This window comes from Streptomyces sp. NPDC059989 (assembly GCF_042736975.1).
Classification (GTDB): Bacteria; Actinomycetota; Actinomycetes; order Streptomycetales; family Streptomycetaceae; genus Streptomyces.
Genome location: NZ_JBHWUO010000069.1, coordinates 1 through 14605 on the forward strand (window position 1 = coordinate 1; position 14605 = coordinate 14605).

General features: G+C 72.8%; 13 protein-coding genes. 7 read left to right on the forward strand and 6 right to left on the reverse strand.

Translation table 11 applies throughout. The features are described 5' to 3' along the window. Nucleotides 1-91 precede the first annotated feature (91 nt). The 3 genes from ACFWBN_RS35635 to ACFWBN_RS35645 form a co-directional block, all read right to left on the reverse strand. A complete protein-coding gene (locus ACFWBN_RS35635) occupies nucleotides 92-529 on the reverse strand; it encodes a hypothetical protein (protein WP_385184542.1) in 438 nt (145 codons plus the stop codon). Nucleotides 530-569: 40 nt separating this feature from the next. Then, nucleotides 570-1322: an ABC transporter permease subunit gene (locus ACFWBN_RS35640; RefSeq protein WP_385184545.1), complete on the reverse strand. Its 753-nt coding sequence runs from the start codon at nucleotides 1320-1322 to the stop codon at nucleotides 570-572. 62 nt (nucleotides 1323-1384) lie between these two features. Next, nucleotides 1385-2299 (reverse strand): ATP-binding cassette domain-containing protein, encoded by a 915-nt coding sequence (locus ACFWBN_RS35645; RefSeq protein ID WP_385184548.1) that lies wholly within the window; start codon nucleotides 2297-2299, stop codon nucleotides 1385-1387. A 108-nt stretch (nucleotides 2300-2407) separates the two neighbouring features. On the opposite strand from ACFWBN_RS35645, the gene ACFWBN_RS35650 reads away from it, so the two are divergent. From ACFWBN_RS35650 to ACFWBN_RS35660, 3 genes are all read left to right on the forward strand, one after another. Beyond that, nucleotides 2408-3583, forward strand: a complete 1176-nt coding sequence (locus tag ACFWBN_RS35650; protein WP_385184551.1) for a sensor histidine kinase — start codon at nucleotides 2408-2410, stop codon at nucleotides 3581-3583. Nucleotides 3584-3587: 4 nt separating this feature from the next. Then, the gene (locus ACFWBN_RS35655) at nucleotides 3588-4238 is read left to right on the forward strand and encodes a response regulator (RefSeq protein WP_385184554.1); all 651 of its coding nucleotides are present in this window, start codon (nucleotides 3588-3590) and stop codon (nucleotides 4236-4238) included. A gap of 101 nt (nucleotides 4239-4339) precedes the next feature. Next, entirely contained in the window at nucleotides 4340-5497 is a 1158-nt protein-coding gene (locus ACFWBN_RS35660) for an ROK family transcriptional regulator (RefSeq protein WP_385184557.1), read from the forward strand. Nucleotides 5498-6091: 594 nt separating this feature from the next. Here ACFWBN_RS35660 and ACFWBN_RS35665 read toward each other — a convergent pair. Next, entirely contained in the window at nucleotides 6092-6868 is a 777-nt protein-coding gene (locus ACFWBN_RS35665) for a GntR family transcriptional regulator (RefSeq protein WP_385184560.1), read from the reverse strand. A 297-nt stretch (nucleotides 6869-7165) separates the two neighbouring features. Here ACFWBN_RS35665 and ACFWBN_RS35670 point away from each other — a divergent pair, with 297 nt between their 5' ends. Both ACFWBN_RS35670 and ACFWBN_RS35675 read left to right on the forward strand, forming a co-directional pair. Beyond that, nucleotides 7166-8017: an alpha/beta fold hydrolase gene (locus tag ACFWBN_RS35670; protein WP_385184563.1), complete on the forward strand. Its 852-nt coding sequence runs from the start codon at nucleotides 7166-7168 to the stop codon at nucleotides 8015-8017. Between the two features lie 106 nt (nucleotides 8018-8123). Then, the gene (locus tag ACFWBN_RS35675) at nucleotides 8124-9692 is read left to right on the forward strand and encodes an alkaline phosphatase D family protein (RefSeq protein WP_385184566.1); all 1569 of its coding nucleotides are present in this window, start codon (nucleotides 8124-8126) and stop codon (nucleotides 9690-9692) included. 68 nt (nucleotides 9693-9760) lie between these two features. Here the strand turns inward: ACFWBN_RS35675 and ACFWBN_RS35680 are convergent, their stop codons facing one another. Continuing rightward, nucleotides 9761-10381 carry a hypothetical protein gene (locus ACFWBN_RS35680; protein ID WP_385184569.1) on the reverse strand — a complete coding sequence of 207 codons (621 nt, stop codon included), beginning with the start codon at nucleotides 10379-10381 and terminating at the stop codon, nucleotides 9761-9763. Between the two features lie 198 nt (nucleotides 10382-10579). Between ACFWBN_RS35680 and ACFWBN_RS35685 the strand changes: the two genes are divergently transcribed. Further along, nucleotides 10580-12061 (forward strand): GNAT family N-acetyltransferase, encoded by a 1482-nt coding sequence (locus tag ACFWBN_RS35685; RefSeq protein ID WP_385184571.1) that lies wholly within the window; start codon nucleotides 10580-10582, stop codon nucleotides 12059-12061. 153 nt (nucleotides 12062-12214) lie between these two features. After that, entirely contained in the window at nucleotides 12215-13918 is a 1704-nt protein-coding gene (locus ACFWBN_RS35690; RefSeq protein ID WP_385184574.1) for a DUF885 domain-containing protein, read from the forward strand. Between the two features lie 132 nt (nucleotides 13919-14050). On the opposite strand, the gene ACFWBN_RS35695 is transcribed toward ACFWBN_RS35690, so the two are convergent. Further along, nucleotides 14051-14563: a rhodanese-like domain-containing protein gene (locus ACFWBN_RS35695; RefSeq protein WP_385184577.1), complete on the reverse strand. Its 513-nt coding sequence runs from the start codon at nucleotides 14561-14563 to the stop codon at nucleotides 14051-14053. Nucleotides 14564-14605: the final 42 nt, after the last annotated feature.

Below are 14605 nucleotides of genomic sequence, written 5' to 3' on the forward strand. Positions count from 1 at the left end.
GCATTCGTCAGTTCATGCCGACGCACCATGACCGACTCATGCCCGGAACGGCAACAGATCCACCACCCGGGCAAGAGCCATCAGACACCGCCTAGGGCGGGTCGATCACGGTGACCCCTGCCATCAGCAGGTAGGGGTCCTCGGAGTCCCACTGCGCCACATAGGCCACCAGCCAGTGCTCCTCAGCCCGCCACAGGTGCACATGGTCGGTGGTGTTGCTCATCTCGTCCCACGGCTCCGGTATCTCCTCCCCGTCGAGCCCTCGGTCCAGCACCGACACCAGGCTGAAGACCTGCGCCTCTCCCCAGCGGTCGGTCAGGGCCTGGGTCAGCGCCCCGTATTCGGCGTTGATCTGGTCGGTCGCCTCGATCCGCCCCGAATCGTCGTCGTCCCAGAAGTCCGCGGTCCGGCCGACCTGGACCAAGTGGTAACCCGGGCCGCTGCTCTGCCCGCCGGACCAGACCGGCTCGGACGGGAACTCGCGCGCCCGGAGCCGTTCGATCGTGTCGAGATGCTCTGCCGTGGTCATACCGCCAGTATCCCGACCCCCACTGACAACTGGCCTGCCGTCACGCGTCCCGGCGCCGCACCGCGATCCAGCCGGCGACCAGTGCCGCCAGCGACCACAGGGCGGCCACTCCGAGCCCGCTCCACGGTCCGAGGGATCCCTGCGCGTCCATCCGCATCACGAGTTGTCCCGCCCGGTCAGGCATGAACTGTCCGGCGCCACCCACGACCTGACCGACGACGAAGGGCACGATCAGGACGAAGGGTATGAGCAGGCTCATCACGAGGGTGCCGCTGCGCACCAGCGCGGTCAGACCGGCGGCCAGCAGCGCCATCAGCGTGAGGTAGACGCCGCTGCCGAACACCGCCCGCAGCGTGCCGGGATCGCCCAGGCCGAGCGCGTACTCGCCCATGAACGCCTGCCCCGCCACGAAGGTGACCAGCCCGGTGACCTGGCCGACGAGGAAGGCCAGAGCGGCGATCACGGCGACCTTCGAGAGGTATAGCCGGGTCCGGTTCGGCACGACGGTCAGCGAGACCCGCAGCGCTCCGCCCCGGAATTCGCCGGCGAGAGCGGTGGCGCCGAAGGCGATGGCCGCTATCTGGCCGAAGTTGATGCCGAAGAAGGCGCCGAGCAGCCGGTCCTCCCCCATGGATCCCTCCTCCGCCGATCCGATCGCGGCCGCGGTGAGGACCGTGATGCCGGCCGTGGCGAGGAAGACGGCTATGAGGGACCCGAGGACCGAACGGGCGGACCGTATCTTGATCCATTCCGAGTGCAGGACGGGAAGGGTGGGCAGGACGGCCGCGCTCATGGGCAGGCCTCCGTTCAGGGTCGGTCGGAAACGTGGTGAGGGACGGGTGGACGGGCAGGTGATCAGGCAGCGGCGGAAGAGAACTGGGCGCGGCCGGCCGTCAGGTCGAGGTAGGCCTCCTCCAACGAGGCCCGCTCGTCGGAGAGCTCGAACAGCGGGACTCCCTCTCGGGCGGCGAGCACTCCGACCGCCTCGGCCTGTATGCCGTCCACGGTCCACCGCCCGTCCTCGGTGGCGTCCAGCCGCAACCCCTCACGCTCCAGGGCGGCTCGCAGGCCATCCGGGTCGGAGGTGCGCAGCCGCACTCTGGGGGTGCTGCGGGCGTCGATGAACTCCCCGATCGAGGTGTCGGCGAGCAGCCGGCCCTGCCCGAGCACCACCAAGTGGTCGACGAAGGAGGCGGTCTCCGCCATCAGGTGGCTGGAGACGAGGACCGTGCGCCCCTGGGCGGCGAGGGAGCGCATCAGTTCGCGGATCCAGATGATGCCCTCGGGGTCGAGTCCGTTGGTCGGCTCGTCCAGCAGGAGCACCCCCGGGTCACCCAGCAGCGCGGCGGCTATCCCCAGCCGCTGGCGCATGCCCAGTGAGAAGGTCTTGACCCGCCGCAGGGCCACCGATGCCAGGCCGGCCTGCTCCAGCACCGCCTCCACCCGCGCCTTCGGAATTCCGTTGCCGGCGGCCAGCATGAGGAGGTGGTCACGGGCTGTCCGCCCGCCGTGGGGCGCCTGGGGATCGAGCAGGGCCCCCACCTCGCGCAAGGGGGCCTGGAGGTCGGTGAATCGGCGGCCGCCGATGGTGGCCGTGCCCGAGGTGGCGCGGCCAAGACCCAGCAGCAACCGCATCGTCGTGGACTTGCCGGCGCCGTTGGGGCCCAGGAACCCGGTCACCCGACCGGGCAGGACATCGAAGGTGAGGTGGTCCACGACGCGGTTGGTGCCGTAGTCCTTGGTCAGTTCTCGGATCTCGACTCGGTTCATGCATTCAGATTCGCCCGAGGCCCCACCCCTCTCCCTCCCCCATGCGAGGGTGCCGTCTCCCCCACGTGGGGGAGACGGCCGTGGGCCGGCCACTGTCACGATGGACGCATGTACCGACTGCTCCGTGCTCCGTTCCGACCGGTGACGTACTCGCGCTGGCTGCACCTGTGCGTTCCCCTGCTGTTGCTCGCCATCTGGATGTTCATCAATCCCGCGTGGCCTTGGGCTCCGCTGCTGATCGTCATACCGTTCGGATTCGTGCCCTGGGTCCGGCTGGCCGAGGGTCTGCAGGCCCAGTTCCTGCTGACCCCCTCCGATCGCGGTTCTGCCGACAGCAGGATCAGCACGGCGCCGTCGGCGCGGTGGAGCGACCGGTGGCGGACGCTGCTGTGGCTGGAGATACGGCTGGTCGTCGCCAGCGCGGCCATGTTCGCGACCGTCTCGCTGCCGGTGATGAGCGTCGAGCTCGTCGCGACCGCGCTGGGGCACTCGCTGACCGCCGATCCGATGCTGCCGTTCACCCCGCCCCGCTGGGCGGCGGCACTGCTGGCGCCGGTGCCGGTGATCGTGCTCCTCTTCGTCGTGGTGCTCCTCGGCGAGGTGATCACCGCGATCGCCCGGCGGCTGCTCGGGCCTTCGGCCGCCGAGCGGCTGACGGCGCTGGAGGCGCGCACCGAGCAGCTGCTGGAGCGGACCCGCATCGCGCGGGAGCTGCACGACTCCATCGGGCACGCCCTCACCGTGGCGGTCGTTCAGGCCGGGGCGGCGCGGGCGGCGGGAGACCCCGCCTTCACGGACCGCGCGTTGATGGCGATCGAGGAGACGGGCCGGGCCGCGCTGGAGGACCTGGAGCGCGTGCTCCTGGTACTGCGGGAGTCCGCGCAGCCGCCCTCGCAGCGGCCCACCCTGGCGGAGGCGGACCGGCTGCTGGAGTCGGCGCGGGCCTCCGGGGCCGCCGTGGACGCGCGGCTGACCGGACCGCTGGAGAAGCTGCCGGGGCCGGTCACCCGAGAGGGGTACCGGATCCTTCAGGAGGCGCTGACCAATGTGCTGCGGCACTGCGGCCCCGTGCCGGTCAGGGTGCGGGTGGAGATGGCCGGCGACCGGCTCGACCTGGAGGTGACGAACCCGATGCCGGAGCGGCCGGCCGTCACGGTCGGCGGCGGGAGCGGGCTGCGCGGGATGCGGGAGCGGGCCGCGCTGCTCGGCGGGGAGGCGGCAACGGGTCCGTACGAGGGGGGCTGGAGAGTGCGCGCCCGGCTTCCGCTGGAGCGAATACGCTGACCGGATGCCGGTTACCGTACTGCTCGTCGACGACGAACCCCTGGTGCGCGCGGGTCTGCGTGCCGTCCTGGAGGCCCAACCCGACATCGAGGTGGTGGGTGAGGCGGCCGACGGCGCCTCGGTCGTCCCGCTCGTACGCCAACTGCGGCCCGACGTGGTCGCGATGGACGTACGGATGCCCCTGCTCGACGGCATCGAGGCGACCCGGGCGGTCCTGCGGAGTGTGGACTCTCCGCCGAAGATCCTGGTGGTGACCACCTTCGAGAACGACGAGTACGTCTACCAGGCTCTGCGGGCCGGGGCGGACGGGTTCCTGCTCAAGCGGGCCCGGCCGTCGGAGATCGTGCACGCGGTACGGCTGGTGGCGGAGGGCGAGACGCTGCTCTTCCCCTCCGCGGTACGGGCGCTGGCCGCGGAGTACGGGAACCGGCAGGCCCGGGCCGTGCTGGCGCGGGCGGCCCTGACCGAGCGGGAGGAGGCCGTCCTGCGGCACATGGCCAGGGGGCTGACCAACGTGGAGATCGCACGCGAGCTGATCATCGGCGCCGAGACCGTGAAGTCCCACGTCAGTGCGATCTTGGCGAAGCTGGGGGCGCGGGACCGCACCCAGGCGGTGATCACGGCGTACGAGTCGGGGTTCGTCTCCCCCGCTTGAAGGGAGGGTCGGATTCCGGCCGATGGGGGGCTGGTTCTCGCCGCCGTGACGGGGGCGCAGTACGATCCGGCTGACAGGCTCGCTAGCTGGGAGGACACACGTTGGGGCAGCTGACCGGCGGGGACCCCTCTCTGCTCCGGCGGATCAATTCCGCCGTCGTGCTCCGGGCGCTGCGCGCGGCCGGATCGCCGACCCTCACCGACCTGACACGGGTGACCGGGCTCTCCCGGCCCACGGTCGAGGGCGTCGTGGAGGGGCTGATCGGCACCGGGCTCGTCGTCGAGGCCGATGCGGAGGAGGGCGCGCGACGACAGGGGCGGCCTGCGCGGAGGTTCCGCTTCCGGGCCGAGGCGGGGCATCTCCTCGGCATCGAGATCGGCTCGCACCGGATCGCCGTGGTGCTGTCCGGTCTGGACGGACGGGTCATCGGCGCCGGTACCAAGGAGGTCGCCGAGTCGGCCTCCGCCGACGAGCGGCTGGAGCGGGTACGGGCGGCGGTCGCGGATCTGCTGCGCCGGTCCGGGGTACCGCGGGACTCGCTGCGCGCGGTCGGTGTCGGCAGCCCCGGGATCGTGGAGGCAGACGGCACGGTCCGCCTCGGCACGGCGCTGCCCGGCTGGACCGGTCTGCCGCTCGGGGAGCGGCTGCGGCGCTCGTTCCGCTGCCCGGTGCAGGTGGAGAACGACGCCAACGCGGCGGCGGTCGCCGAGCACTGGAAGGGGGCCGCACGGGACACCGACGACATCGTGTTCGTGATGGCGGGGCTCAGTCCGGGCGCGGGCTCGCTGATCGGCGGCCGCCTGCACCGGGGCTTCGGCGGGGCGGCCGGCGAGATCGGCGCGCTGCACCTGCTGGGCCGGGAGGTCACGCCGGAGAGGTTGCTGTCGACCACCGGTGAACCGCTGCATCCGCTGGACGAGCCCGCCGTCGCGGAGGTCTTCGCGATGGCCAAGCGGGGCGACGAGCGTGCGGTGGCCGCCGTGGAGCGGTTCCTCCAGCGGCTGGTGCACGACGTGGCTGCGCTGGTGCTGGCGATGGATCCGGAACTGGTCGTCGTCGGTGGCTGGGCGGCCGGGCTCGACGGGGTGCTGGAGCCCCTCCGTCAGGAGCTGGAGCGGTACTGCCTGCGCCCGCCGCGGGTGGCCCTCTCCCTGCTCGGCGAGGCCGCGGTGGCCACGGGGGCGCTCCGGCTCGCGCTGGACCACGTGGAGGAGGAGCTCTTCGCGGTGGAGAAGACGGTCACGGCCCGCCGCCGCTGACCGGCGCCGCCGGAGCGCGCCTGGCTCGCCTGCTCGTCGCTGCTGACAGACGCTCCCGGGCAAGACCCAGGCACGGCCGCCCGGCGCCGCCGGTCGAGGCCCTCCAAGCAGGTGCCGGACTCGGCAGCCCACCGACCGGCCGACGACGCCCAGGCATGACCCGGCACTGCCGCTCGCGGCCCCTGGCTCGGCTTCCAAGGCAGGAGCCGGGCACGGCAGCCCAGCGACCGACCGACGACGCCCGGGCAGGACCCGAACACTGCTACCGGCCGCCGCTGGCTCACGGCCTCCAGACAGGAGCCGGGCACGGCAGCTCACCGACCGGCCGACGACGCCCGGGCACGACCCGGGCACGGGCGCCCGCCGCCACTGGCTCACGGCCCCCAGACAGGAGCCGGGCACGGCAGCCCACCGACCGGCCGACGACGCCCGGGCACGACCCGGGCACGGCCGCCCGCCGCCACTGGCTCACGGCCCCCGGGCAGGATCCGGACTCGGCAGCCCACCGACCGGCCGATGCCACAGGGCAGGTGCCGGGTACGGCGATGCCCGCCGGCTGTCGCCGGCGGGCATCGGGGTGGGTCGGAGGAGCCGTCAGGAGGCCACGCGCGGTTCGTGGGTGATCTCGACGTCGCCGGAGTCGCCGAAGGTCAGGCGGCAGGTGTCGGCGCGGTAGGTGGCCACCGACACCGCGGCCGTGCCGGCGGTGGTGAAGTACCGGGTGGTGACCAGGAGTACCGGGGCGCCGGGCAGCCGGTCCAGCTCCTTGGCGTCGTCGGCGCGGGCCGAGCCGAGCTCCACCGAGCGGTCCTGGCCCTCGAGGACCAGCCGCTGGAGCTCGCGCAGGACGGCACGGGCGCGGGCGGGTCCGGCCGGGGCCTCGATGGCGGTGAGCCCGGGCACGGAGGCGGCCGGCACGTAGAGCAGTTCGGCGGCGACGACCTGGCCCTGGTTGACCCGGGTCCGGCGCACCGTGTGGACGGGCTGGTCGGCGGCGAAGGCACCGGCGCCGCCCGTACCGAGGAGGGCGCGCACCGCGGCCGGCGGCAGGGTCTCGGCCGCGTCGACCGGCTCCCAGCCGTCGACGCCCTCGCCCGGCCAGCTGTGCTGCGTACTGCCGACGGCGACGCCCACGCGCGGCGGGGCGACGGTGGTGCCGACTCCGCGGCGGCGCTGGAGCCGGCCCTCGAGCTCCAACTGCTCCAGTGCCTGGCGCAGCGTCGCGCGGGCGACTCCGAAACGGGCGGCGAGCTCACGCTCGTTGGGCAGGACCTCGCCGACGGCGAAGTCCTGGTCGAGCGCTTCGCTGAGGACGGTCTTGAGGTGCCAGTACTTCGGCTCCGGCACCGTTTCGAGCTGCGTGGTCCCCACCCTGACTCCTCCTGCCATCGCCGCACTCGCCGTGCTCGCCGTGTGTTCCGGCGGCAGTTCCGCGCCTTTGTTTATTAAAGGTTCCTGCACTATCCCTGCGACGATAGGACGGCGCACCCCCTTGGTCAAGACCAATGCTCATGCCTTTGCCGGGCAGATCGGGCATACGTATCAAGCCGTTCACGGGATGTTCTCGTGTGCCCCGAAGGCTTGTAGTCAAGGGCTACCGGACGGTAATCATGGCGGTAGACATTACTGACAGCCTGTCTCACACGCGTCCACCCGACGAGGAGCAGCATGACCGCCACGGTCTCCTTCACGATCGATTCGCCGCTGGGCCCGCGCACCGCCACCGTCGCCTACGAGCGCAAGGGCGCGGGCGAACCTCTTCTCCTGCTGCACGGCATCGGCCACCACCTCCAGGCCTGGCACCCGGTGACCGACATCCTGGCCGCCGAGCACGACGTGATCGCCGTCGACCTCCCCGGCTTCGGCGCCTCGGAGCCACTGCCCGCAGGGGTTCCGTACGGCCTGGGCACCGTCGCCCCCGCGCTCGGCGCACTCTGCACGGCGCTCGGCGTCGAGCGCCCCCACGTCGCGGGCAACTCCCTCGGCGGCCTGCTCGCGCTCGAAATGGGCCGCGGCGGCCTGGTCCGCTCGGTCACCGCCCTGTCCCCCGCCGGGTTCTGGACGGAGGGCGAGCGCCGCTACGCCTTCGCCACCCTCCTCGCGATGCGCGCCGGCGCCAAGGCGCTGCCCCGCCCCGCGGTGGACCGGCTCTCGCGCAGCGCCGTCGGCCGTACGGCGCTCACCGGCACCATCTACGCCCGCCCGGCCCGGCGTTCGCCCGCGGCCGTGGTCGCCGAGACCCTCGCCCTGCGCGACGCCACCGGCTTCGAGGAGACCCTGGCCGCGGGCGGCTCCGTACGGTTCGCCGACGACGTGCCCGGCCTGCCGGTCACCATCGCCTGGGGCACCCGCGACCGGCTGCTGCTGCGCCGCCAGGGGGTGCGCGCCAAGCACACGGTCCCCGGAGCCCGGCTGGTCCGGCTCCCGGGCTGCGGCCACGTGCCGATGAACGACGATCCGGCGCTCGTCGCCCGGGTGATCCTGGACACGGCCCGGAGCGCAACCCGCCCCACGGGCTGAGCTGCTGACGGCTGTTCATCCGAGGTTCGCGTGGCGGACGCGGCCGGGCCGGTGTGCGGCGGCACGCTGGTCCGGCCCGTCCTCGCCGGCCTCTGGAGACACACCGATGGCATCGAACCCGCACACCCGACGGACCCTCCTCGGCGGTTCCCTCGCCCTCTCGTCCGCGCTGCTCGCCGCTCCGGCGTTCGCCGCCCCCGCCTTCGCCCGCTCCGGCCGGCCGTGCGCACTCTGGGGCGTCCAGTCCGGTGAGATCACCGCCCATTCGGCCACGGTCTGGACCCGCTCCGACCGCCCCGCGCGGATGTACGTCGAGACCTCCCCGAGCGAGTCGTTCCGCTACGCCGTACGCCACCACCGCGGCCCGCTGCTCGGCCCGGCCACCGACTTCACCGGCACCACCGTCCTGCGCGACCTCCCGCCCGGGCAGCAGATCCACTACCGGGTCACCCTGGCCGACCCCGACGACCCGCGCCGTACGGGCGAGCCGGTCCGCGGCTCCTTCCGGACCACCCCCGTCTCCCGCCGCCGCGACGTGCGCTTCCTGTGGTCCGGCGACCTGGCGGGCCAGGGCTGGGGCATCAACCCCGACCTCGGCGGCTACCGCGTCTTCGACGAAATGCGGCTGCGCGACCCCGACTTCTTCCTCTTCAGCGGGGACACGATCTACGCCGACGGGCCGATCCAGGCCTCCGTGCCCCTGCGCGACGGCAGCCTGTGGCGCAATGTCACCACCGAGGAGAAGGCGAAGGTCGCCGAGACCCTCGCCGAGTTCCGCGGGAACTTCCGCTACAACCTGCTCGATCGCAACCTGCGCGACTTCAACGCCCAGGTCCCGGTCCTGGCCCAGTGGGACGACCACGAGGTGCGCAACAACTGGTACCCCGGCCAGCTGATCGACGACCCCCGCTACACCGTCAAGGAGGCCGACACCCTCGCCCACCGCGCCCGCCAGGCCTTCGGCGAGTACTTCCCCGTCACCGACCTGCGCGGCGGCCCCGCCGAGGGCCGGATGTACCGCGTGATGCGCTACGGCCCGCTGCTCGACGTCTTCGTGCTCGACATGCGCACCTACCGCAACGCCAACTCCCCCGGCACCCAGACCGAGGACCCCATCGGCATCCTCGGCCCCGAGCAGCTGGCGTGGCTCAAGCGCGAGCTCTCCCGCTCCCGCGCGACCTGGAAGGTGATCGCCTCCGACATGCCGCTGGGCATCGTCGTCGCCGACGGGGCCACGAACTTCGAGGCCGTCGCCCAGGGCGACCCCGGAGCCCCGCTGGGCCGCGAGCTGCAGATCGCCGAACTCCTGCGCCACATCAAGCACCAGCGCATCACCGGCACCCTCTGGCTCACCGCCGACGTCCACTACACCGCCGCGAACCACTACGCGCCCGAGCGGGCGGCCTTCACCGACTTCGCGCCGTTCTGGGAGTTCGTTTCCGGCCCGATCGGCGCGGGCGGGTTCCCGGCCGGGCGGCTCGACGCCACCTTCGGCCCCGAGACCGCGTACGTCCAGTCCGCGCCGCTCGCGAACATGTCGCCCTTGGAGAACCCCCCGTACTACGGCGAGGTCGACATCGACGGCGGCAGCGGGGAACTCACCGTCCGGCTGCGGCGCCAGGGCGGCGGCGTGCTCTTCACCCGGACCCTGCAGCCCGGCCGGGTGGGCCAGTAGCCGAGAAGCCGCGGCAGTGAGCGGGGAGGAGAAGGGGAGGGGGTTAGCTCGCTGCCCCTCCCCGGCCGTCAATCGAGAGTGAGCTGAAAGTGGGCCGTCTCCCGGTAACCGGCGGCCGGCGGCCGGACTTCCACGGTGACCGGAACCCCCTTCATGCTCGGCTTGACGCGGAGCGGAACGGTGCGCTTCTTCTCCACGCCCAGCGGCGGCATGAGGGCGGCGGCGGACTCGCCCCGGTTCTGCCAGTGCAGGCTGTACCCGGAGGCATAGTCGTCGAGCGAGCGGCCCGCGCGGACCACCAGCGGCGCGGAACCCAGTCCCGATACTGCGGCGTCGAGCGAGTCCCCGCCGGGGCGGAGCACCTCGTCCGTGTCGTTCTGATAGGTGACGGTGAGGCTGTAGCTGCCGTCGGACTCCGGGCGCGGTCGGCTGACGGTCACCCTCAGGCCGTCCTCGTACCGGGCGGTCGCGCCGGGGCCGAGGGGGTCCGCCACGGATCCGGAAGGGCCGCTCTGTTCCAGCTGGCCGTAGCCGTCGAGCCCCTTCTCGAACTCGGCCAGTGCCCAGGCCCCCAGAACGACCAGGACGGTGAGGACGGCGCCGGCGATCGCGCAGCCCTTGAACCACCGCGGCGTGTCCGCGGCGGGGGTCTCGGCGGGCGTCGGGGCCGTGTCCATGTCCATGTCCATACAGGTCACAGTAGGGAGCCGCCTGAACGCGGATCATGAGCAGGTGTACTCAAAGACGGCCTGAGTAGCCTCGTACGCCGGCTTCCGTCGCACCGGAAATAGGCCGGAAAACTGGGTGAAATCGGCCAGATGGATACTTAACCAGTCGGTCACAGATCGTTCGTGATCACGCAACACCCCTAGGCAACAGTGGTGTGCATGACTGACCGTATGCATGCCTCAGCCCAGCGTCCCCACCGCCACCACCACTGGCGCCGCGACCTCGTCGAACTCGCCGCGCTCTTCTGCGCCGTCGCGGTCGCCGACGGCATCGCCAATCTCGTCGTGCACGGCCCCAGGGGCCCGATCCTGCTGGTCGCCTCGGCCGTCGCACTCCTGGTCACCGCCGCCTTCCACACCTGGTGGGCCCGGCGCCACAGCCATGCACCCCCGCCGGAGGGCACACCGCCCGCCGATCCCGCGCCGCCCCTGACCACCTCCACCGGCCCCACCGCGACCTCCGCCAGCCTGTGGCGGATGCGCACGACCGTCCGTGACGAGCCCGGCTCCCTGGCCGCGCTCTGCACCGCCCTCGCCCGGAGCCGCGTCGACATCCTCACCCTCCAGACCCACCCGCTCCCCGAGGGCGGCACGGTCGACGAGTTCCTGCTCCGCGCCCCGCAGGAGCTGCCCGCCGCCGACCTCGCCCGCGCCATCGCCGGGGCCGGCGGCCACAGCACCTGGATCGAGCGCGCCGACGCCCACGACCTCGTCGACACTCCGACCCGCGTCCTGGGCCTGGCCACCCGCACCGCCCTGGACGCCGCCGAGCTCCCCCTCGCCCTGCGCCAGCTGCTCGGCCGCTGCACCATCCACTCGATCCCGGCGACCACGCTCTCGGGCCGCCCCAACGTTGGCGCCGACGCCCCCGTCGAGGGCGTCCTGGAGGCCACCGTGATGCGGCTGCGCGACCCCTCGGGCGGCGCGATCACCGTGGAGCGGCCCTACCTCCCCTTCACCCCGACCGAGTTCGCCCGCGCCCGCGCCCTGGTCGAGCTCGACGCCCGGCTCGGCCCCCGCGTCCCGCGCAGCCAGGACGTACTGACCCTGCCCGAGGGCAACGAGATCACCGTGCGCCGCGCCGACGGCTCCGACCAGGCCGCGGCCCGCGCGATGCACGACCGCTGCTCCGAGCGCACCCTGTCGCTGCGCTACCACGGTCCCGTCAACGATGCCGACCGCTACCTCGGCCACCTCCTGAGCCCCCGCTTCGGCCGCACCCTCGCCGCCACCACCGCCTCCGGCAAGCTCGTCGCCCTCGGCCACCTGCTGTGGGACGGCGACGAGACCGAGGTCGCGCTGCTCATCGAGGACGACTGGCAGCGCCGCGGCATCGGCTCCGAACTGCTGCGCCGGCTGCTCTCGATGGCCGTCGAGGCCGGCTGCGACAGCGTGTACGCCGTCACCCAGGCCTCCAACACCGGCATGGTCGCCGCCATGCGCGGCCTGGGCCTCCCCCTCGACTACCAGATCGAGGAGGGCACCCTGGTGATCACGGCCCGGCTGGACGCCACCCCAGTCGCGTCGCGGCTGCCCTACGAGCTCCCCAACGGGCTCCCGTACGAGCGCCAGTACGACCTTCCGTACGAGCTCCCGTACGAGCTCCCGCGCGACCGGCACACCCCGCGCAGCCGCCACTGACCCCGCCCGATCCGGACACCCCCCGGTCCGCGGCCCTGCGCCGGCAGCGCCCACGGAGCGGCCGCCGCACGGCGGCGGCCGCTCCCTGCCACGTCAGCAGGCTGACGCCAAACAGTAATGACGCGGGCCCGTCTCACATACGAAGATGGCCGTATGTCAGAGATCCTCCACAACGGCAGCGCTTCCCGGCTGCCCCGCCAGGTGGCCGACGCGTACGTCGACGACCTCATCGCACTCGACCCGATCACGGGCACCTACCTGGGTGTAGCCGCGAGCTCGGGCAAACTCCCCGACTTCTCGCCGGCCGGCCGCGCGGCCGTCGCCGAACTCTCCCGCACCACCCTTGCCCGCCTCGACGCCGCCGAGCGGCTGCCCGGCGCCGACAGCGACACCGAGCGGCGCTGCGCCCGCCTGCTCCGCGAACGCCTCACCGCCGAACTCGCGGTCCACGAGGCCGACGAGGACCTGTGCGCGGTCAGCAACATCCACAGCCCCGCGCACGCCGTCCGCGAGGTCTTCACCCTGACCCCCGCCGACACCGATGAGGACTGGGCGGCGATCGTCGAGCGGCTGCGCGCCGTACCGGCCGCCTTCGACGGCTACCGCGAGAGCCTCGGCCTCGGTCTGGAGCGCGGACTGTACGGCGGCCCGCGCGCCACCGCCACCATGATCGGCCAGCTCACCACCTGGGCGGGCGAGGACGGCGAAGAGCCCGCCTTCTTCCAGGACTTCGCCTCCGGCGGCCCCGACGCCCTGCGCGCCGAGCTGGACGAGGCGGCCGCCGGCGCCACCGCCGCCGTCACCGCGCTGCGCGACTGGATGAGCGCGGTCTACGCCCCGGCCGTCGAGGGCAAGCCCGACACCGTGGGCCGCGAGCGCTACGCCCGCTGGTCGCGCTACTTCAACGGTACGGACCTGGACCTGGACGAGGCGTACGCCTACGGCTGGTCGGAGTACCACCGGCTGCTCGCCGAGATGAAGACCGAGGCGGAGAAGATCCTCCCGGGCGCCGGTCCGTGGGAGGCGCTGCGGCACCTGGACGACCACGGCACCCACATCGAGGGCGTGGACGAGGTCCAGGCCTGGCTCCAGGGCCTCATGGACGAGGCCATCGAGAACCTCGACGGCACGCACTTCGAACTCGCCGAGCGCGTCCGGAAGGTGGAGTCCCGGATCGCCCCGCCGGGCGGAGCCGCGGCCCCCTACTACACCTCCCCCTCGGAGGACTTCTCCCGCCCGGGCCGCACCTGGCTGCCCACCATGGGCCAGACCCGCTTCCCCGTGTACGACCTGGTCTCGACCTGGTACCACGAGGGCGTTCCGGGCCACCACCTCCAGCTCGCGCAGTGGACGCACGTGGCGGACCGCCTCTCGCGCTACCAGGCCACCGTCGGCATCGTCAGCGCCAACGCCGAGGGCTGGGCGCTGTACGCGGAGCGGCTGATGGACGAGCTGGGCTACCTCAAGGACGCGGAGCAGCGCCTGGGCTACCTGGACTGCCAGATGATGCGCGCGGCGCGGGTCATCGTGGACATCGGCATGCACCTGGGACTGGAGATCCCGGCGGACTCGCCCTTCCACCCGGGCGAGACCTGGACCCCGGACCTGGCGCAGGAGTTCTTCGGCCTGCACAGCGGCCGGCCCGCGGACTTCGTGGTCAGCGAGCTGACCCGCTACCTGTCGATGCCGGGGCAGGCGATCGGGTACAAGCTGGGCGAGCGCGCCTGGCTGCTGGGCCGGGACAACGCGCGGGCCGCGCACGGCGACGCCTTCGACCTGAAGGCGTGGCACATGGCGGCGCTGTCGCAGGGGTCGCTGGGGCTGGACGACCTGGTGGACGAGCTCTCGAAGCTCTGACCGCCCCGCGGCAGCCACAGTTCACACGTCACACAGCGCATGACAGACGGATGGGCCGCTCGCCTCCCTCGTGGAGCGAGCGGCCCATCCGTGTTCCGTGCCGTGCCGTGCCGTGCGCGTGGCGTCCGTACGTCAGCAGCCGCAGTCGTCCGAGTCGGTCGGGGCGGTCAGCGGGTCGGCCTCGGCGCGCTGCCGACTGCCCTCCCAGGTCTCGACCTCGAAGCCCTCGCGGATCCAGTACTCGATGCCGCCGAGCATCTCCTTGACCTGGAAGCCGAGTTCGGCCAGGGCGAGGGCGGAGCGGGTGCCGCCGTTGCAGCCGGGGCCCCAGCAGTACGTCACCACGGGGATGCTCTTGTCGAGGAGCCGCTCGGCCTGCTCGGGGATGAGGGCCGTGGGCAGGTGCACGGCGCCGGGCACGTGGGCCTGGTCCCACGAGGGCGTGGAGCGGGAGTCGATCAGCTGGAAGCCGAGGTCGGCGCCCTGCTCGCGGTGGGCCTTGAAGGCGGCGGCGACATCCGACACGTCCGCGTGGAAGGCCAGGCTCGCCCCGAAGTAGGCGGCGGCCGCGGCCGGCGAGGCCGGCGGGACCCGCAGCACGGGGTTGGCGGCGGGTGCGGTCGAGGTGTTCTGCGTCGTCGTCATGGCTCAAAATCTACGATCTGTTGATCAACCTCGGAAGTGGAT